Source organism: Pseudescherichia sp. AS216, from assembly GCF_037152055.1.
Taxonomy (GTDB): domain Bacteria; phylum Pseudomonadota; class Gammaproteobacteria; order Enterobacterales; family Enterobacteriaceae; genus Pseudescherichia.
The window spans coordinates 921,144-941,119 of the sequence record NZ_JBBCMV010000001.1; the positions used below are offsets into that span (position 1 = coordinate 921,144).

General features: G+C 54.6%; 19 protein-coding genes and 1 other annotated feature. Of the genes, 16 read left to right on the forward strand and 3 right to left on the reverse strand.

The annotated features are described in order from the left end of the window. Positions 1 to 30: 30 nt before the first annotated feature. Entirely contained in the window at positions 31 to 1,482 is a 1,452-nt protein-coding gene (locus WFN61_RS04560; RefSeq protein ID WP_337037914.1) for a flagellin N-terminal helical domain-containing protein, read from the reverse strand. A gap of 206 nt (positions 1,483 to 1,688) precedes the next feature. Here WFN61_RS04560 and fumD point away from each other — a divergent pair, with 206 nt between their 5' ends. The 15 genes from fumD to selO all read left to right on the forward strand — a co-directional run bounded on the left by fumD (position 1,689) and on the right by selO (position 15,151). Next, positions 1,689 to 1,910: a fumarate hydratase FumD gene (gene fumD / locus WFN61_RS04565; protein WP_144814571.1), complete on the forward strand. Its 222-nt coding sequence runs from the start codon at positions 1,689 to 1,691 to the stop codon at positions 1,908 to 1,910. A gap of 644 nt (positions 1,911 to 2,554) precedes the next feature. After that, positions 2,555 to 4,483, forward strand: a complete 1,929-nt coding sequence (gene thrS / locus WFN61_RS04570; protein ID WP_312273097.1) for a threonine--tRNA ligase — start codon at positions 2,555 to 2,557, stop codon at positions 4,481 to 4,483. A 3-nt stretch (positions 4,484 to 4,486) separates the two neighbouring features. After that, positions 4,487 to 5,029 carry a translation initiation factor IF-3 gene (gene infC / locus WFN61_RS04575; RefSeq protein ID WP_072015308.1) on the forward strand — a complete coding sequence of 181 codons (543 nt, stop codon included), beginning with the start codon at positions 4,487 to 4,489 and terminating at the stop codon, positions 5,027 to 5,029. A gap of 93 nt (positions 5,030 to 5,122) precedes the next feature. Further along, entirely contained in the window at positions 5,123 to 5,320 is a 198-nt protein-coding gene (rpmI, locus tag WFN61_RS04580) for a 50S ribosomal protein L35 (RefSeq protein ID WP_001124225.1), read from the forward strand. Between the two features lie 47 nt (positions 5,321 to 5,367). Then, complete coding sequence (rplT, locus tag WFN61_RS04585; protein WP_007760430.1) at positions 5,368 to 5,724, forward strand: 50S ribosomal protein L20; 357 nt, start codon at positions 5,368 to 5,370, stop codon at positions 5,722 to 5,724. 59 nt (positions 5,725 to 5,783) lie between these two features. Next, positions 5,784 to 5,907 (forward strand) — a sequence feature (Phe leader region). Continuing rightward, positions 5,789 to 5,833 carry a pheST operon leader peptide PheM gene (gene pheM, locus WFN61_RS04590; protein WP_001386830.1) on the forward strand — a complete coding sequence of 15 codons (45 nt, stop codon included), beginning with the start codon at positions 5,789 to 5,791 and terminating at the stop codon, positions 5,831 to 5,833. Its footprint overlaps the feature before it by 45 nt. Positions 5,908 to 5,970: 63 nt before the next feature. Beyond that, positions 5,971 to 6,954, forward strand: a complete 984-nt coding sequence (gene pheS, locus WFN61_RS04595; RefSeq protein WP_144812097.1) for a phenylalanine--tRNA ligase subunit alpha — start codon at positions 5,971 to 5,973, stop codon at positions 6,952 to 6,954. Between the two features lie 15 nt (positions 6,955 to 6,969). Then, positions 6,970 to 9,357: a phenylalanine--tRNA ligase subunit beta gene (pheT, locus tag WFN61_RS04600; protein ID WP_144812094.1), complete on the forward strand. Its 2,388-nt coding sequence runs from the start codon at positions 6,970 to 6,972 to the stop codon at positions 9,355 to 9,357. Positions 9,358 to 9,361: 4 nt separating this feature from the next. Beyond that, the gene (ihfA, locus tag WFN61_RS04605; protein WP_006820203.1) at positions 9,362 to 9,661 is read left to right on the forward strand and encodes an integration host factor subunit alpha; all 300 of its coding nucleotides are present in this window, start codon (positions 9,362 to 9,364) and stop codon (positions 9,659 to 9,661) included. 100 nt (positions 9,662 to 9,761) lie between these two features. Continuing rightward, positions 9,762 to 10,742 carry a vitamin B12 ABC transporter permease BtuC gene (btuC, locus tag WFN61_RS04610; protein WP_257757368.1) on the forward strand — a complete coding sequence of 327 codons (981 nt, stop codon included), beginning with the start codon at positions 9,762 to 9,764 and terminating at the stop codon, positions 10,740 to 10,742. A 141-nt stretch (positions 10,743 to 10,883) separates the two neighbouring features. After that, complete coding sequence (locus tag WFN61_RS04615) at positions 10,884 to 11,435, forward strand: glutathione peroxidase (protein WP_144812089.1); 552 nt, start codon at positions 10,884 to 10,886, stop codon at positions 11,433 to 11,435. A gap of 11 nt (positions 11,436 to 11,446) precedes the next feature. Next, a complete protein-coding gene (gene btuD, locus WFN61_RS04620) occupies positions 11,447 to 12,184 on the forward strand; it encodes a vitamin B12 ABC transporter ATP-binding protein BtuD (protein WP_374543794.1) in 738 nt (245 codons plus the stop codon). Between the two features lie 77 nt (positions 12,185 to 12,261). Beyond that, positions 12,262 to 12,726 carry a C40 family peptidase gene (locus WFN61_RS04625; RefSeq protein WP_144812083.1) on the forward strand — a complete coding sequence of 155 codons (465 nt, stop codon included), beginning with the start codon at positions 12,262 to 12,264 and terminating at the stop codon, positions 12,724 to 12,726. 205 nt (positions 12,727 to 12,931) lie between these two features. Then, positions 12,932 to 13,642 (forward strand): EAL domain-containing protein, encoded by a 711-nt coding sequence (locus WFN61_RS04630; RefSeq protein WP_337037928.1) that lies wholly within the window; start codon positions 12,932 to 12,934, stop codon positions 13,640 to 13,642. Between the two features lie 66 nt (positions 13,643 to 13,708). Continuing rightward, a complete protein-coding gene (gene selO, locus WFN61_RS04635; RefSeq protein ID WP_337037930.1) occupies positions 13,709 to 15,151 on the forward strand; it encodes a protein adenylyltransferase SelO in 1,443 nt (480 codons plus the stop codon). A 36-nt stretch (positions 15,152 to 15,187) separates the two neighbouring features. Here the strand turns inward: selO and aroH are convergent, their stop codons facing one another. Together aroH and ppsR are read right to left on the reverse strand one after the other, a co-directional pair. Continuing rightward, positions 15,188 to 16,234, reverse strand: a complete 1,047-nt coding sequence (gene aroH / locus WFN61_RS04640) for a 3-deoxy-7-phosphoheptulonate synthase AroH (RefSeq protein ID WP_144812075.1) — start codon at positions 16,232 to 16,234, stop codon at positions 15,188 to 15,190. Positions 16,235 to 16,388: 154 nt separating this feature from the next. Then, positions 16,389 to 17,222 (reverse strand): posphoenolpyruvate synthetase regulatory kinase/phosphorylase PpsR, encoded by an 834-nt coding sequence (gene ppsR, locus WFN61_RS04645; protein WP_042394791.1) that lies wholly within the window; start codon positions 17,220 to 17,222, stop codon positions 16,389 to 16,391. Positions 17,223 to 17,547: 325 nt separating this feature from the next. Here ppsR and ppsA point away from each other — a divergent pair, with 325 nt between their 5' ends. After that, entirely contained in the window at positions 17,548 to 19,923 is a 2,376-nt protein-coding gene (gene ppsA, locus WFN61_RS04650) for a phosphoenolpyruvate synthase (RefSeq protein WP_312178169.1), read from the forward strand. The last annotated feature ends 53 nt before the right edge of the window (positions 19,924 to 19,976 follow it).

Genomic DNA, 19,976 nt, shown 5'->3' on the forward strand with positions numbered 1-19,976 from the left:
ATTCTGTGTAAACTTTTCTAATTAGCGTGTTTATCCGCGTAATAATGAAAGTAGATTTTCAGGTGCCTGGTTCGCTATTTTCAGCACCGCATTTTGGCTCTCCTGCAAAATTTGCGCTTTGATCATCTTGCTGGTTTCCAGTGCATAATCAGCATCCTGGATACGGCTCTGCGCGGATTGCGTCGCCACCTTCTGCTGTGCCAGCACCGACTTGCTGGATTCAAAGCGGTTGATTGCCGCGCCATACTGCGAGCGATAACCATCTACTTTAGCCAGCGCATTATCGAGTTTACCCATTGACGAGCGAGCCGACTGGACGGTATCCAGCCGGGCGTCATTGATACCAAGCGTTTTGGTATCCGCAGGGGTAGGCTCCAGCGTTGTTGATCGGATTTCATCACCAAAGGTGGCACTGGTAACCACCTGATAAGGGATACTCTTTTTCGGCGGCGAAGCAGGCTGGGCCGTCGGCGCTTCCAGATTTCCCCACGTCAGCTTGCTGGTGAACGAACCGTTCCCTACCACGACGACGATCAAATCTTCACTCACATTGTCGATAGTGACCCGTTCCAGCAGGTTTGTACCGTTGTTACCGTCGTTAAAGCCGCCGGTAGTGCTGTCCTCATAGCGATCGCCATCGCCGCTATAGGTGATGTTCATACCGTTATAGCTTAGGGAGTCGCTGCCGTTAATATCCCATGCTGCGCCGCCCTCAATCAGCAGAGAGTCATCGTAGGTGGCACCGCTCTGGAAGCCATTGGCCTGGGAGAGCAGGCGCGTATTGGCGCTGGCGGTATCGTTGATGCTGTTACTCACCCAGGTATAGTCCGCATCGCTACCGTTAATTGGCGTGCCTGCCAGATGTTTACCGTCGCGGGTAAAGAGTTGAATATCATCATCTGCACCAAGGGAGTTAATGGTAATGGCGATATTGGTCGAACCGGCCGGAATATAGGCCAGCGGAATAATGCCGGAGGTGAAGGAGTAATCTTTGTTTGCCACCGGGAACTTGGTATTTACCGGTGCAACGTTACCCAGCAACGCTGGCGGCAGCTCAGGGTTTTCCGTCGCCAGCGGATAGAGGCCAAAGATCTCGGTACCTTCAGAGATACTGTCGATTCCGGCGAGAATGCTGGCAAATTCGTTTTGGATACTGGCGCGATCGCTCTCCGAGAGCGAGTCGTTGATCGACTGAATAGCCAGACCTTTGGCGCGAATGAGCATGGAGCTTATTGAGCCGAGACTGCTCTCTGCGGTTTGCGCGAGGCTGATGGCGTCATCAAGCCCACGGGAAACCACGGTATCAGCGTTTATGTTTGCGCCCATCCGGTTGGCAATAGCGAGACCTGCGGCATCATCCTTTGCACCATTAATCCGCAGTCCGGACGCGAGCCGTTCGATCGATTGCTGAAGGATCGAAGCGGTTCCCGGCCGGGCTTTCAGACTGAGGCCTGCAATACCGTTATGATTTATCGATTGCATGTGTCGTGTCGCGATGCTGTTTGCCCAATGTAGGCTATATCATCGGCAAAATTTGGCTTAACTTTATACCAATAGAGTCAACGAAAAACGGTAGCACCCAACACGTAACCGTCTAAATATCGGTATAGTGCGCCGGATCGCTTGACGTTTGCAGGGTTTTTCTATGTGCTATGCCTTTAAATTCAGCAACAAACAGAGAGAGCACCATGGGTAACCAGGCAAAAGAGAGCGAGTTGTACGATGAGATGTGCCGCGTGGTGGGTAAGGTTGTGCTGGAGATGCGCGATTTAGGCCAGGAGCCGAAGCATATTGTTATTGCTGGTGTGCTGCGTACGGCCCTGGCTAACCAGCGAATTAAACGTAGCGAGCTGACGCGTCAGGCAATGGAGACGGTCATTAACGCGCTTGTTCCTGAGAGTAAAGCCTGAACAGCAAAAGGCCTCTTACGAAGCCTTTATTTAACCTGTCACTTTACTCATTAACCTGGCTGCGGGAATGCACATCGATGCAGTAAGTCGTTCCCCACAGGTTGCACATATTGCGCCATGAGGAAGCTTTTTTTCAGCGTTGTACATTGAAAACCGAAACCTAAAACCATTGCAGACTGGACACTGAAATTTGAGGTTTGGAATAACCCCTCCGGTCCGTTAAGTGGAAACACTACCCTAGCACGTCTATTTGCGTACCAGGGATATATCGTCCGATAAATAGCGTGTTTTTTTGGCAATCTTTCTCTACGCCAGGCGTAATGCTTTTAGCAGCCTTATTAATTTTATTGCTAAGGCTTTTCCTTATTTAATTTTACACAATTATGACAACTCGCCGGTTGCCTGCTGAAATAGATAAATAGCCTGCTAGAGCAAATTGAATGCAACGCCAGCCTTTTAACTCACTGATTAGACGTGTAGTATCAGGGGTGAGCTTATCAACAGCCGAGTAGGGTGCAGCGTGTTTTCTGTACAAGTTTGTCAGAGTGAAGACGAAAACCTGCTTTAAGTCGTTGATAATAATTTGAAAATAGTTTTGTATGTGACCTTTCGTGCGGGTCACCACTGCAAATTAAGGATCTCACATGCCTGTAATTACCCTTCCTGACGGCAGCCAACGCCAGTTTGATCGCCCCGTTAGTCCAATGGATGTTGCCCTTGATATCGGCCCAGGACTCGCGAAAGCCTGCATTGCGGGTCGCGTGAATGGCGAGCTGGTGGATGCCAGCGATCTTATCGAAAACGATGCGCAGCTGGCGATCATTACCGCCAAAGATGAGGATGGTCTGGAAATTATCCGCCACTCCTGCGCGCACCTGTTAGGTCATGCCATCAAACAGCTGTGGCCCCATGCCAAAATGGCTATCGGTCCGGTTGTTGATAACGGCTTCTACTACGATATCGATCTTGACCATACGCTGACCCAGGAAGATGTCGACGCGCTCGAAAAACGTATGCACGAGCTCGCCGAAACGAACTATAACGTTATCAAGAAAAAGGTAAGCTGGCACGAAGCGCGTGAAACCTTCGTTGCGCGCGGCGAAAGCTACAAGGTCACCATTCTTGATGAGAACATCGCCCATGATGATAAGCCCGGCCTGTATCATCATGAAGAGTACATCGACATGTGCCGCGGTCCGCACGTGCCGAACATGCGCTTCTGCCATCACTTTAAACTGATGAAAATCGCAGGAGCCTACTGGCGCGGCGACAGCAACAACAAGATGCTGCAGCGTATCTACGGCACGGCGTGGGCAGATAAAAAAGCGCTTAACGCTTATCTGCAGCGTCTGGAAGAGGCCGCGAAACGCGACCACCGTAAAATTGGTAAGCAGCTCGACCTGTATCACATGCAGGAAGAGGCACCGGGCATGGTTTTCTGGCATAATGATGGCTGGACTATCTTCCGTGAGCTGGAGACGTTTGTTCGCTCCAAGCTGAAAGCGTACCAGTACCAGGAAGTAAAAGGCCCGTTCATGATGGACCGTGTGCTGTGGGAAAAAACCGGCCACTGGGACAACTACAAAGATGCCATGTTCACCACCTCGTCTGAGAACCGTGAGTACTGCATCAAACCTATGAACTGCCCTGGTCACGTGCAAATTTTCAATCAGGGTCTAAAATCGTACCGCGACCTGCCATTACGTATGGCAGAGTTTGGTAGCTGCCACCGCAACGAGCCGTCGGGCGCGTTGCATGGCCTGATGCGCGTACGCGGGTTCACTCAGGATGACGCCCACATCTTCTGTACAGAAGAGCAGGTGCGTGATGAAGTGAACGCCTGTATTCGTATGGTCTACGATATGTACAGCACCTTTGGCTTCGAGAAGATCGTCGTCAAACTCTCCACTCGTCCGGAAAAGCGTATCGGCAGCGACGAGATGTGGGATCGTGCTGAGGCGGATTTAGCAGTCGCGCTGGAAGAGAACAACATCCCGTTTGAGTATCAGCTGGGTGAAGGCGCGTTCTACGGTCCGAAAATTGAATTTACGCTGTATGACTGCCTCGATCGTGCATGGCAGTGCGGAACGGTACAGCTGGACTTCTCCCTGCCGTCTCGTTTGAGCGCCTCCTACGTAGGCGAAAACAACGAGCGTCAGGTGCCAGTGATGATTCACCGCGCCATTCTTGGGTCTCTGGAGCGCTTTATCGGCATCCTGACCGAAGAGTTTGCGGGCTTCTTCCCCACCTGGCTTGCGCCGGTGCAGGTAGTTGTGATGAACATTACCGATTCTCAGGCCGATTACGTTAATGAATTGACGCAGAAACTACAAAATGCGGGCATTCGAGTAAAAGCGGACTTGAGAAACGAGAAGATAGGCTTTAAAATCCGCGAGCACACTTTACGTCGTGTCCCTTATATGCTGGTTTGTGGTGACAAAGAGGTTGAGGCCGGCAAAGTAGCCGTGCGTACCCGTCGTGGTAAAGACTTGGGTAGCCTGGACGTAAATGACGTTATCGAGAAGCTGCAACAAGAGATTCGCAGCCGCAGTCTTCAACAACTGGAGGAATAAGGTATTAAAGGCGGAAAACGAGTTCAAACGGCGCGTCCGAATCGTATCAATGGCGAGATTCGCGCCACAGAAGTTCGCTTAACAGATCTGGAAGGCGAGCCGCTTGGCATTGTGAGTCTAAGAGAAGCTCTGGAAAAAGCTGAAGAAGCCGGGGCAGATTTAGTTGAAATTAGCCCTAACGCCGAGCCGCCCGTTTGCCGTATAATGGATTACGGCAAGTTCCTCTATGAAAAGAGCAAATCTTCTAAGGAACAGAAGAAGAAGCAAAAAGTTATCCAGGTTAAGGAAATTAAGTTCCGACCTGGTACAGATGAAGGCGACTATCAGGTAAAACTCCGCAGCCTGATTCGCTTTCTCGAAGAGGGCGACAAGGCCAAGATCACACTGCGTTTCCGCGGTCGTGAGATGGCCCACCAACAGATCGGTATGGAAGTGCTTAACCGCGTGAAAGAAGATCTGGTTGAACTGGCAGTAGTCGAATCCTTCCCTACGAAGATCGAAGGCCGCCAGATGATCATGGTGCTTGCTCCGAAGAAGAAACAGTAAGGCCATCAAGTAATCATACCTGTGGGCCACAAGCTCACGGGTCTGGTTCGCCTTTGTTTCGTTTATTAACAATGCGAAGTGGAAATTATTAAAATGCCAAAGATTAAGACCGTACGCGGTGCTGCTAAGCGCTTTAAAAAAACCGGTAAAGGTGGTTTTAAGCACAAGCACGCTAACCTGCGTCATATTCTGACCAAAAAAGCTACCAAGCGTAAACGTCACCTGCGTCCGAAAGCCATGGTTTCTAAAGGCGATCTGGGCCTGGTCATCGCGTGCCTGCCGTACGCATAAGTCGTTTACCTTTTAACCTTTTTTAAGAATAGATACAGGAGAGCATCATGGCTCGCGTAAAACGTGGTGTAATGGCACGTGCACGTCACAAGAAAATTTTGAAACAAGCTAAAGGCTACTACGGTGCGCGTTCACGCGTATACCGCGTTGCCTTCCAGGCTGTTATCAAAGCAGGTCAGTACGCTTATCGTGACCGTCGTCAGAAAAAGCGTCAGTTCCGTCAACTGTGGATTGCGCGTATCAACGCAGCAGCACGTCAGAACGGTATTTCTTACAGCAAATTCATCAACGGCCTGAAAAAAGCCTCTGTTGAAATCGACCGTAAGATCCTGGCTGACATCGCTGTATTCGACAAAGTGGCATTCTCTGCCCTGGTCGAAAAAGCGAAAGCAGCTCTGGCATAAGCCAGTTAGAGAGAGGGAGCCTGGCTCCCTCTTTTTATTCCTTTCCACACAAGGTAACGCAAGCATGAATGCTGCTATTTTCCGCTTCTTTTTTTACTTTAGCACCTGATCCCAGGGGGCTTGCGCGTGAAAGAAGAAACGAAAAACAGCGCCAGAAAGCCTCCCCAGGGAGGCTTTTTTTATGCCTGTATGTAAAAAATATGAGATCACCATAACGGTGTCTGCACCGACATAATGAGGAAAACCATGTCACATCTCGCAGAGCTGGTTGCCAACGCCACGGCAGCCATTAACGAGGCTTCAGATATTGCCGCATTAGATAATGTGCGCGTTGAATATCTGGGCAAAAAAGGGCAGCTGACCCTTCAGATGACAACCCTGCGTGAGCTGCCGCCTGAAGAGCGTCCAGCCGCCGGTGCGGTGATTAACGAAGCCAAAGAGCAGGTACAGCAGGCGCTCAACGCCCGCAAAGAAGCTCTTGAGAGCGCAGCGCTGAACGCGCGTCTGGCAGCAGAGACCATCGACATCTCTCTGCCGGGCCGCCGCATTGAGAACGGCGGTCTGCATCCGGTCACCCGTACCATCGACCGTATTGAGAACTTCTTCGGCGAGCTGGGCTTTACCGTGGCAACCGGTCCGGAAATCGAAGACGACTACCATAACTTTGACGCCCTGAACATTCCGGGACATCACCCGGCGCGCGCTGACCATGACACCTTCTGGTTTGACGCTACCCGACTGCTGCGTACCCAGACCTCTGGGGTGCAGATCCGTACCATGGAAAACCAGCAGCCGCCAATCCGCATTATCGCCCCGGGCCGCGTCTATCGTAACGACTACGATCAGACCCACACCCCAATGTTCCACCAGATGGAAGGGCTGATCGTTGATAAAAACATTAGCTTTACCAATCTGAAAGGCACCCTGCACGACTTCCTGAATAACTTCTTTGAGGAAGATCTGCAGGTACGTTTCCGTCCGTCCTACTTCCCGTTTACCGAGCCCTCCGCTGAGGTGGACGTAATGGGTAAAAATGGCAAATGGCTGGAGGTGCTGGGCTGCGGTATGGTGCATCCGAACGTGCTGCGCAACGTGGGCATCGATCCTGAAGTTTACTCTGGCTTCGCGTTTGGCATGGGTATGGAGCGTCTGACCATGCTGCGCTATGGCGTTACCGACTTACGCGCGTTCTTCGAAAACGATTTGCGTTTCCTTAAACAGTTTAAATAAAGGCAGGAAAAAATAATGAAATTCAGTGAACTGTGGTTACGTGAATGGGTTAACCCGGCGGTCGATAGCGAAGCGCTCTCCGATCAAATTACGATGGCAGGCCTGGAAGTAGACGGCGTTGACGCCGTGGCCGGCAGCTTTAACGGCGTGGTGGTGGGCGAAGTGGTCGAGTGCGGTCAGCACCCGAACGCCGACAAACTGCGCGTGACCAAGGTTAACGTTGGCGGTGAGCGCCTGCTTGATATCGTCTGTGGCGCGCCAAATTGCCGTCAGGGACTGAAAGTCGCGGTAGCGACCATCGGCGCGGTGCTGCCGGGTGATTTCAAAATCAAAGCCGCTAAACTGCGCGGCGAGCCATCAGAAGGGATGCTCTGCTCCTTCTCCGAGCTGGGTATTTCCGACGATCACAGCGGGATCATTGAACTGCCAGCGGATGCACCGATCGGCACCGATATTCGCGACTACCTGAAGCTCGATGATAATACCATTGAGATCAGCGTCACCCCGAACCGCGCCGACTGCTTAGGCATTATCGGCGTCGCGCGCGACGTGGCCGTGCTGAACGCGCTGCCGCTGACCGAGCCTGAGATTGCCCCGGTTGCCGCAACGATTAACGATACGCTGCCTATCCGCATTGAAGCCGCCGACGCCTGCCCGCGCTACCTGGGCCGCGTGGTCAAGGGTATCGACGTCACCGCGCCAACCCCGCTGTGGATGCGTGAGAAGCTGCGTCGCTGCGGTATCCGCTCTATTGACGCTGTGGTAGACGTCACTAACTTCGTCCTGCTGGAGCTGGGTCAGCCGATGCACGCCTTCGATCTGGGCCGCATTGAGGGCGGGATCGTTGTTCGGATGGCGCAAGAGAACGAGACGCTGGTGCTGCTCGACGGTAGCGAAGCTAAATTGCAGTCCGATACGCTGGTGATTGCCGACCACAACAAAGCCCTGGCCATGGGCGGTATCTTTGGTGGCGAGCACTCTGGTGTGAATGGCGAAACGCAGGACGTACTGCTGGAGTGCGCCTTCTTCAGCCCGCTCTCTATCACCGGTCGCGCCCGTCGTCACGGCCTGCACACCGACGCCTCCCACCGCTACGAGCGTGGCGTTGACCCGGCGCTGCAGTACAAAGCGATGGAGCGTGCGACGCGCCTGCTGCTGGATATCTGCGGCGGTGAAGCCGGTCCGGTTATCGATGTCACCAGCGAGGCCGCGCTGCCGAAGCGTGCAACTATCACCCTGCGCCGCAGCAAGCTGGATCGCCTGATTGGCCACCACATTGCCGATGAGCAGGTAGGCGACATCCTCAAGCGCCTGGGCTGTGAAGTGACCGAAGGTCAGGATGAGTGGCAGGCCGTGGCCCCAAGCTGGCGTTTCGATATGGAGATCGAAGAGGACCTGGTGGAAGAGGTGGCCCGCATCTACGGCTACAACAACATTCCTGATGCCCCGGTACAGGCAGGTCTGATTATGGGCAGCCACCGCGAAGCGGACCTGTCGATGAAGCGGGTGAAAACCATGCTGATCGACAAAGGCTACCAGGAAGTGATCACCTACAGCTTCGTGGATCCGAAACTGCAGCAGCTGATCCATCCGGGCGAAGAGGCGCTGATCCTGCCAAGCCCTATCTCCAGCGAAATGTCGGCCATGCGCCTGTCGCTGTGGACCGGTCTGCTGGGGACGGTGGTCTATAACCAGAACCGTCAGCAGAGCCGCGTACGTATTTTTGAGACCGGGCTGCGCTTTGTACCGGATACCCAGGCCAATCTGGGGATCCGTCAGGATGTGATGCTGGCCGGAGTTATTACCGGAAGCCGCTACGAAGAGCACTGGAACCTGGCAAAAGAGAGCGTCGATTTCTATGATTTAAAAGGCGATCTGGAATCCATTCTCGATCTCACTGGCAAGCTGGGCGACATTCAGTTTAAAGCGGAAGCCAATCCGGCCCTTCACCCGGGCCAGTCCGCCGCGATTTATCTGAAAGGCGAACGTATTGGTTTTATTGGGGTTGTGCATCCTGAGCTGGAACGTAAACTGGATCTGAACGGTCGGACGCTGGTGTTTGAGCTCGAGTGGAACGCCATTGCAGACCGCGTAATTTCGCAGGCGCGGGAGGTTTCACGCTTCCCGGCAAACCGTCGCGATATTGCGGTTGTGGTCACAGAAAACGTCCCCGCAGCAGATGTTTTGGCTGAGTGTAAGAAAGTTGGCGTAAATCAGGTAGTTGGCGTAAACTTGTTTGATGTGTACCGCGGCAAGGGCGTAGCGGAGGGCTATAAGAGCCTCGCTATCACCCTGATCCTTCAGGATACCGGCCGTACACTCGAAGAAGAGGAGATTGCCGCTACCGTTGCCAGATGTGTAGAGGCATTAAAAGAGCGATTCCAGGCATCATTGAGGGATTGAACCTATGGCGCTTACAAAAGCTGAAATGTCAGAATATCTGTTTGATAAGCTTGGGCTTAGCAAACGGGATGCCAAAGAGCTGGTAGAGCTATTTTTCGAAGAGATCCGTCGCGCTCTGGAAAATGGTGAGCAGGTAAAACTCTCCGGTTTTGGTAACTTTGATCTGCGTGATAAGAACCAACGCCCGGGACGTAACCCGAAAACGGGCGAGGATATTCCCATTACAGCCCGGCGCGTGGTGACCTTCAGACCCGGTCAGAAATTGAAAAGCCGTGTCGAAAACGCTTCGCCCAAAGCAGAGTAATCTGAACTAACCAAAAAGGCCGCCCGTGCGGCCTTTTTTCTTTCCACCAACCGCTCTGCATCTTAAAATCACCTCCACGACGATAAGCAGGATGGATCCTATGCTCGCACTTGCCCACCAACAGACCCAACGCCACGCCCGCTGGCTTGGCGGACTCATACTCCTTCTGCTGTTTGCTATCGTGGTGAGCCTCTGCGCAGGCGAACAATGGATTGCCCCTGGCGACTGGCTCAGCGCCCGCGGGCAACTTTTCGTCTGGCAGATCCGTCTTCCCCGAACCCTTGCGGTGGTGCTGGTTGGTGCGGCGCTGGCGCTGTGCGGTACCGTGATGCAGGCGCTGTTTGAAAATCCGCTGGCGGAGCCGGGGCTGCTTGGCGTCTCGAACGGCGCGGGCGTGGGTCTGATTGCCGCCGTTATGCTGGGGCAGGGGGCGCTGCCTACCTGGGCACTCGGCCTGTGCGCCATTGCCGGAGCGCTGATTATTACGCTGATCCTGCTGCACTTCGCCCGTCGTCACCTCTCTATCAGCCGCCTGCTGCTGGCGGGCGTTGCGCTGGGCATTATCTGCAGCGCGCTAATGACGTGGGCCATCTACTTCTCGACCTCCTTCGATCTGCGCCAGCTCATGTACTGGATGATGGGCGGATTCGGCGGCGTTGACTGGCAGCAGGGGTGGCTGATGCTGGCCCTGCTGCCGGTCATGGGTTGGGTTTGTCTGCAGTCGCAGCCGCTGAACATGTTGGCGCTGGGGGAAACATCCGCCCGCCAGCTTGGTCTGCCGCTGTGGTTCTGGCGCAACGTGCTGGTGGTTGCCATCGGTTGGATGGTCGGGGTCAGCGTAGCGCTGGCCGGGTCAATCGGTTTTATTGGCCTGGTGATCCCCCATATCCTGCGCCTCTGCGGTCTGACCGATCATCGCGTGCTGCTGCCCGGCTGTGCGCTGGCAGGGGCAAGCGCGCTGCTGTTTGCGGATATTGTTGCCCGTCAAGCGCTCAACGCGGCAGAGCTGCCTATCGGTGTGGTCACCGCAACGCTAGGCGCGCCGGTGTTTATCTGGCTGCTGCTGAAGGCCGCGAGGTAAGAGCGCACTCGCACCGCACTTAACTCCCTATCGCGAAGAAACTTTTACGATAAAATTGCGCATGAGTAGACGTCGTCATATTGTCTATTATTAAAGGCCAGCGACTGAACCGCTGGCGCGTTTGATAACTAAGGGGATGCTATGCAACACGATATTCTAAACACTGATGTGACGACGATTGATGGCGAGAAGACCACGCTTGCTGATTACCAGGGCAAGGTGCTGCTGGTGGTCAACGTAGCGTCTAAATGCGGCCTGACGGCACAGTATGAGCAGCTGGAGAACATTCAAAAGGCCTGGGAGAAAGACGGTTTTGTGGTGCTGGGCTTCCCCTGCAACCAGTTTTTAGGCCAGGAGCCGGGCAGCGAAGAGGAGATCAAAACCTTCTGCAGCACGACCTATGGCGTTACCTTCCCGATGTTCAGCAAAATTGACGTCAACGGTGAGAATCGTCATCCGCTCTATCAGAAGCTGATCGCTGCTGCGCCAACTGCCGTTGCGCCGGAGAGCAGCGGATTTTACGAGCGTCTCGCCAGCAAAGGGCGTGCACCGCTCTATCCTGACGATATCCTGTGGAACTTTGAAAAATTCCTGATTGGCCGTGATGGGCAGGTCGTCCAGCGCTTTGCGCCGGATATGACGCCGGAAGATCCTATCGTGATGGAAGCCATCAAGCTGGCATTAGCAAAATAGTGAACGCATTAATGACGCTACAGGATGTAGCGGAATCCGGCAGGCTGGGGCCCGTCACGGTCACGGTCAATGCCGGAGAAATTCTGCATCTGGTGGGACCAAACGGCGCCGGGAAGAGTACCCTGCTGGCGCGAATGGCCGGGCTGACAAGCGGGCCGGGTAGCATCACGCTCAGCGGCATGCCGCTCAATGACTGGCACGCTACCGCGCTGGCCCGGCGTCGCGCCTACCTTGCTCAGCAGCAAACGCCCCCCTTTGCCATGCCGGTGTGGCACTATCTAACCCTGCACCAGCGCGATCGCAGCCACACTGCGTTACTGCATGACGTCGCCGGGGCGCTGGGGCTCGATGATAAGCTCGGACGCAAGGCAAATCAGCTTTCAGGCGGTGAGTGGCAGCGGGTACGGTTGGCCGCGGTGATTTTGCAGATCCACCCTGAAGGCAACCCTGAGGGGCAGCTACTGCTGCTGGATGAGCCGATGAACAGTCTGGACGTGGCCCAGCAGGCGGCGCTCGACCGCCTGTTGAATACGCTCTATCAGGCGGGTATTACCGTGGTGACGAGCAGCCACGATCTGAATCATACCCTGCGCCATGCTCACCAGGCATGGCTGCTGCGCAACGGTGAGCTGATTGCCAGCGGTCCGCGCGATAGCGTGCTAACGCCGCCCAGGCTGGCCCAGGCCTACGGTATGCCTTTTCGCCGTCTTGACGTTGAGGGGCATAGCGTACTTATTTCTACGTTGTAAACACAGAGCATATTGCGCGGCGCTTTCCCGTCACGCTACATTACTGGAAAAATAATAAAGCAGAGGATCCGCCCCGCATGCGCCTATGGTTTTTTTTCGCCGCCGTGCTTTTGTTAGCTGGATGTAGCCACCACCGGGCCCCACCGCCGAATCCACGGCTGGCAGACTCGATCACCGTTATCGCCAACCTTAACGATCAGCTTAGCCACTGGCGGGGCACGCCGTACCGTTACGGCGGTATGAGCCGGGGTGGGATCGATTGTTCTGGCTTTGTACTGATGACCTTCCGGGATCGGTTTGATCTGCGTCTGCCCCGAGAGACGCGCCAACAGGCCAGGATCGGCACCGAGATAGACAAAGATGACCTGTTGCCCGGAGACCTGGTGTTCTTCAAAACCGGGTCGGGGGAGAGCGGCCTGCACGTTGGCATCTACGACACTGATAACCAGTTTATTCATGCTTCCACCAGCCGTGGAGTGATGAAATCCTCGCTTGATAACGTCTACTGGCGTAAAAAATTCTGGCAGGCGCGCCGAATTTAACCGGCACAACCCTGCAGGGTGCTAATAAAAAACGGAGCTAACAGGCTCCGTTTTTTATTAAATAATACTAATTAATGAGGTCACTAATAGTTATCAACTATTTTATTAATCCAGTTTTATCTGCTGGCGCTTATCGTGTTCCCAGGATAATCTTTAATGCTGGCTAAGGATAGTCTTATTCATTTCTGGATTAGGTATAGGGATAATGATTATTACACTCGACAAAACATGGCGCTCAGAGCTGCTTTTCAATCCGGCCCGTAATGCCGAGGGCGAATTGCAGGGACTGGAGATCGCCGTTAACTTTGTAGGCGTCAACCGTGAGGCACAGGCGCCCGCAGAGCTGATTTTGCCTCACTTAACACCACAGCAGTCCGAAATGCTATTTATTGAACAGCTACAATTACTCAGCGTATGTCAGCATTTCTTTATTCAGCATCAGATTGCCGCATGGATTAATATTACACCAGCAGTTGTAGAAAGATTGTTAAAGGATGATGATTTAGCGGCGTCTGTTAATCGGTATCCATTTATTGAGTTTATGGTTAATGAGAATTATCTTAACTTAAACAGTGAAAGTGAGAATAGTTTGCTGTCTCAATTAAGCAGCAGGTTCTCTCTTGTTCTGGCAAATTTCGGCGCGGGAGCGGCATCAACCCGAGCCGTATTTGAGGGTCTTTTTGCTCGCGTTAGGCTGGATAAGCATTTTGTTTCACAGCGTCTTAAGTCGCCATCGTTTCAGCCTTTTATGCAGGCGATTATCACCCAGGTTGAACCCTACTGCCGTTCAATAATGATTGCGGGGATAGATAGTGAGCAGATGCTGAAGAAAGTGAGGCCGTTTGCCTTTAGCGCTATGCAGGGAAGCCTGTGGCCGCCGGTGCTCCCGGAGCAGATTACCGACCTGGTGAAGTGATACCCGTGCACTCTGCCTGTGTTTATTCCTCCTGATACCCTCTACACTACAGTAAAAGGAGGATCCATGACCCTTACGTTTACGACACGCTGGCGCGATGAGCTGCCGGGATTTTACACCTCGCTTTCTCCTACGCCGCTGCGTAACGCGCGCGTGCTATGGCATAACGCTGCGCTGGCCCAGGATCTGGGCATACCCGATGCGCTCTTTACTCCTGAGGAAGGAGCAGGCGTCTGGGGTGGTGAAACGCTGCTGCCGGGCATGTCCCCTCTGGCGCAGGTCTACAGCGGCCATCAGTTTGGCGTCTGGGCCGGTCAGCTAGGTGATGGTCGCGGCATCCTGCTCGGCGAGCAGCTGTTGGCTGATGGCAAAACCGTCGACTGGCATCTTAAAGGAGCCGGAAAGACGCCTTACTCCCGGATGGGCGATGGGCGCGCCGTGCTGCGCTCGACCATTCGCGAAAGCCTGGCGTCAGAGGCGATGCACTACCTGGGGATCCCCACCACCCGGGCGCTGGCGATAGCGACCAGTGATACGCCCGTGGCACGGGAAACCACCGAGCAGGGTGCAATGCTGATGCGCATTGCCGAGAGCCATCTGCGCTTCGGTCATTTCGAGCATTTCTACTACCGCCGCGAGCCAGAGAAGGTTCGCCAGCTGGCAGATTTCGCCATTCGTCACCACTGGCCGCACCTTGCTGATGAGAGCGACAAATATGTGCTCTGGCTGCGGGATGTGGTAGCGCGTACCGCGACGTTGATTGCCCAGTGGCAGGCGGTCGGTTTTGCTCACGGCGTTATGAATACCGACAATATGTCGATACTGGGCCTGACCATCGACTACGGCCCGTTCGGTTTTCTGGATGACTATCAGCCAGGGTTTATCTGTAATCACTCTGACTATCAGGGCCGCTACCGTTTTGATAATCAGCCTGCGGTCGGCCTGTGGAATCTCCAGCGTCTTGCCCAGACGCTATCGCCCTTTATCGATGTCGATACCCTGAACAGCGTGCTGGATGAGTATCAGCAGGTGCTGCTGGAGCAGTACGGGAAGCTTCTGCGTAGCAAGCTAGGGCTGTTCACCGAGCAGCGCGGCGATAACGAGCTGCTGAACACGCTCTTTGCCCTGATGGCGCGGGAGGGAAGCGACTATACCCGCACGTTCCGTATGCTGAGCACCACCGAGCAGCACAGCGCCAGTTCGCCGCTGCGCGATGAGTTTATCGATCGCGGCGCGTTTGATACCTGGTTTAGCACCTATCGTACGCGGTTGCAGGGCGAGCAGATCGACGATGCTGAACGTCAGCGGCAGATGAAAGGCGTGAATCCTGCGCTGGTGCTGCGTAACTGGCTGGCCCAGCGGGCTATCAGCGACGCCGAGAAGGGCGATACCCAGGAGCTGGAGCGGTTGCACCAGGCATTACGCGATCCCTTTAGCGATCGTAGCGATGACTATATTAGCCGGCCGCCCGACTGGGGCAAACATCTGGAAGTGAGCTGTTCAAGCTAAAAGAGAGTGCCCGCCGCAGCTGTGGCGGGCAGGATGTCAAAGACGGGTGGACACCGCGGCAGAGAGCTTTTCTACCAGCAGAGCCGTGTCTTCCCAGTGCAGGCACGGGTCGGTAATGGACTGGCCATAGGTGAGCGGCTGTCCGGCAACAATCTTCTGCGTTCCTTCCTGCAGGAAACTCTCCGCCATGATCCCAGCGATGGCCGTTGAGCCGTTACGGATCTGCTGACAAATGTCGTCACATACCTCTAGCTGGCGGCGATGCTGCTTCTGGCAGTTGCCGTGGCTAAAATCCACCACCAGATGTTCGGGCAGAGAGAACTCGCTCAGCGTATCGCAGGCCTCGGCAATGGCCTCAGCGTGGTAGTTAGGCGTTTTTCCGCCGCGCATAATGATATGCCCGTAAGGATTACCGCTGGTCTGGTAGATGGTCATCTGCCCATTTTTATCCGGCGAGAGGAACATATGACTCGCCCGCGAGGCGCGGATAGCGTCAACCGCAATGCGGGTGTTGCCATCCGTACCGTTTTTGAAGCCTACCGGGCAGGAGAGCGCCGACGCCATCTCTCGGTGGATCTGGCTTTCGGTGGTGCGCGCCCCGATTGCGCCCCAGCTAATAAGATCGGCAATAAACTGTCCGGTCACCATATCGAGAAATTCGGTGGCGGTCGGAACGCCCAGCTCGTTCACCTGAAGCAGCAGCTTCCGCGCCAGCTCCATGCCGTGATTAACCCGATAGCTGCCGTTGAGATCGGGATCGGAGATCAGACCCTTCCAGCCCACAACGGTGCGGGGTTTCTCAAAATAGGTACGCATGACGATCTCAAGCGTATCCTGATGCTTTTCGCGCAGCGCCTGTAACCGGCGAGCATACTCGAGCGCGGCATCAAGATCGTGGATGGAGCAGGGTCCTACGATCACCAGCAGACGGCGATCTTCACCGTTTAAGATTTTCTCAATTCGCCGACGCGCAGCGTTAACATGTTCCGCAACCTGTTGGGAGAGAGGATACCGCTCGGCCAGTTCGGCTGGCGTCACCAGGCTCTCAATGCGCGCAGTGCGGAGTTCATCAGTTTTGTTCATGACTTATCTCAGAAATTGGCGGCTTCAACGGCAAAAGTGCCGGAAGTAATGGGCATCACGATAAACCAATCCTTGATGTTTTCAAGTATGAGGGTGATGCGCATCACAAATCTGCGGGCAATGATAACGGAAAACGGCGTCCTGTACTAGCTAATTAGTACATGCTGCGATTCAACTTCATAATGTCGAGTATCTTGGTGGCGATCTCCTCAACCGAATAGTTGGTGCTGTTGAGGTAGGGAATATTGTTTTTACGATAGAGGGCCTCTACCTCGGCCAGCTCCAGCCGACACTGACGCATGGATGCGTAGCGGCTGTTCTCCACGCGCTCCTCACGGATCGCTGCCAGACGTTCTGCGTTGATGGTCAGGCCAAACAGCTTGTGCTGCAGCGGCTTTAGCGCAGCGGGCAGTACCAGGTTATCCATGTCATCGGCAATGAAGGGATAGTTGGCGGCGCGAATGCCAAACTGCATCGCCAGATAGAGGCTGGTAGGCGTTTTACCGCAGCGGGACACGCCCAGCAAAATGACCTGCGCCTGTTCAAGGTTGCGCATCGAGATACCGTCATCGTGGGCAAGGGTGTAATCAATGGCCGCGATGCGGGCATCGTACCGCGTCAGGTTTCCCGGATTGAGGCCGTGGGTGCGGTGGGTGATCGGCGTCGGATCGAGCTTAAGCTCCTGCTGGAGCGGAGCCACCAGCGCCTGAACGATATCCTGGCAGAAACCCTGGCTCTGGGTAATGATGCTGCGGATCTCGGGTGTCACAATAGAGTAGAAGACCAGAGGGCGCACGCCGGTCTGCTGAAAAATGGCGTCAATCTGCTCCTTGACCGCATTTGCGCGCTGGACGTTTTCCACAAATGGCAGCGTGATGCTGTGCACGGCAACGGGAAACTGCGACATGACCGCATGCCCGAGAACCTCTGCCGTAATGGCCGTGCCGTCAGAAATATAAAACACCTGCCGATCCACTGAATTTTCCATTTTTATCCCCCCATAGCATGATGGTGTTAAAGCCTGAATTAATTTATGTACCATACTACTGCGCCACTCGCATCTATAAAAAATGAAATGCTGTTTTTATTTTTACTGAAATGTCCATTTCACTTTTGTTTTTCATGTGCAGAGCACGTTTCAAAAAGAGTGCAAACAAATCATGAAGTTACAAAATAGCGTGAAACTGTCCGAAAAATAGAAAAATAAATTTGCTTGAACGATTCACCGTTTTTTTAAGCGAGCCAGGTATGCCAGGATAAATAGGTACGTCAGGAGTTATTGACTCAATCATATATCAAAAAAGGATTGTCCGATGTCCAACAATGGCTCGTCACCGCTGGTGCTCTGGTATAACCAACTCGGTATGAACGATGTTGACCGCGTGGGGGGCAAAAATGCCTCTCTGGGTGAGATGATCACCAATCTGTCTGAAACAGGGGTATCGGTCCCGAACGGATTCGCCACCACGGCGGATGCTTTTAATCAGTTTCTTGACCAAAGCGGCGTCAACCAGCGTATCTATGAGCTGCTGGATAACACGGACATTGATGACGTTGGCGAACTGGCGAAAGCCGGGGCGCAGATCCGGCAGTGGATCATTGATACGCCTTTCACGCCAGAGCTGGAACACGCTATCCATGACGCCTATAACCAACTCTCGGAAGGCGACGCCGAAGCATCGTTTGCCGTGCGCTCCTCTGCCACGGCGGAAGATATGCCGGATGCCTCGTTTGCCGGACAGCAGGAAACCTTCCTCAATGTCCAGGGCTACGATGCGGTGCTGGTGGCGGTAAAACACGTGTTTGCCTCGCTGTTTAACGATCGCGCTATCTCTTATCGCGTACATCAGGGCTATGACCACCGTGGCGTGGCGCTCTCCGCAGGCGTGCAGCGCATGGTGCGCTCCGATTTAGCCTCCTCCGGCGTTATGTTCTCCATCGATACCGAGTCCGGCTTCGATCAGGTGGTGTTCATCACCTCTGCCTGGGGCCTTGGCGAAATGGTCGTGCAAGGGGCGGTCAATCCGGACGAGTTCTATGTTCACAAGCCGACGCTGGCAAACGATCGTCCGGCCATCGTGCGGCGCACTATGGGATCAAAAAAGATCCGCATGGTCTACGCCCCAAGCCAGGAGCACGGCAAGCAGGTGCGTATTGAAGACGTGCCAGAGGCCGATCGCGATCTGTTCTCGTTGACCGATGATGAGGTTCAGGCGCTGGCGAAGCAGGCGGTGCTGATCGAGCAACACTACGGTCGCCCGATGGATATCGAGTGGGCCAAAGATGGCCATACCGGCAAGCTCTATATTGTGCAGGCCCGCCCGGAAACCGTGCGTTCCCGGGGCCAGGTCATGGAGCGCTATACGCTTCATGACCAGGGCAAAGTGGTGGTTGAAGGCCGGGCAATCGGCCACCGCATTGGCGCAGGGCCGGTGAAGGTCATCCACGATATCAGCGAAATGAACCGCATTCAGCCCGGCGACGTGCTGGTAACCGACATGACCGACCCAGATTGGGAACCGATCATGAAAAAAGCCGCGGCGATTGTCACCAACCGCGGCGGACGTACCTGCCATGCGGCGATTATCGCCCGCGAGCTTGGCATTCCGGCCGTCGTGGGCTGCGGTGACGCCACCGACCGCATTCGCGATGGCGAGAAGGTCACCGTCTCCTGTGCCGAAGGCGATACCGGCTATGTTTATGCCGAGATGCTCGACTTCAGCGTGAAAAGCTCCAGCGTTGATACCATGCCTGACCTGCCGCTGAAGATCATGATGAACGTCGGCAACCCGGATCGCGCGTTTGACTTCGCCTGCCTGCCAAACGAAGGGGTAGGTCTGGCGCGTCTGGAGTTCATCATCAACCGCATGATCGGCGTGCATCCGCGGGCGCTGCTGGAGTTTGACGATCAGACCCCAGAGCTGCAAAAAGAGATCCGCGAGATGATGAAAGGCTACGATTCGCCTAAGGCGTTCTATGTCGGTCGTCTGAGCGAAGGCATTGCCACCCTCGGCGCGGCGTTCTGGCCGAAGCGCGTTATCGTGCGGCTCTCTGATTTTAAATCCAACGAGTATGCCAACCTGGTGGGCGGAGAGCGCTACGAGCCGGAAGAGGAGAACCCGATGCTGGGCTTCCGTGGCGCGGGCCGCTACGTCTCTGACAGCTTCCGCGACTGCTTTGCGCTGGAGTGCGAGGCGGTAAAATACGTGCGTAACGATATGGGTCTCACTAACGTCGAAATTATGATCCCCTTCGTGCGCACCGTTGACCAGGCGAAAGCGGTGGTGGACGAGCTGGCGCGTCAGGGCCTTAAGCGCGGTGAAGACGGGCTGAAAGTGATCATGATGTGCGAGATCCCGTCCAACGCCCTGCTGGCAGAGCAGTTCCTTGAACATTTTGACGGCTTCTCCATCGGCTCGAATGATATGACGCAGCTGACTCTGGGCCTCGATCGCGACTCCGGCGTGGTCTCAGAACTGTTTGACGAACGCAACGAGGCAGTTAAAGCGCTGCTGTCGATGGCGATCCGCGCGGCGAAAAAAGAGGGCAAGTATGTAGGCATTTGTGGTCAGGGCCCATCCGACCACGAGGACTTTGCCGCATGGCTGATGGAAGAGGGCATCGACAGCCTGTCGTTGAACCCGGATACCGTGGTTCAGACCTGGCTGAGCCTCGCTGAAATCAAGTAAAACGCCATCGTTCTCTTAAAGCCTCCCACCTGGGAGGCTTTTTTATTCGTTAC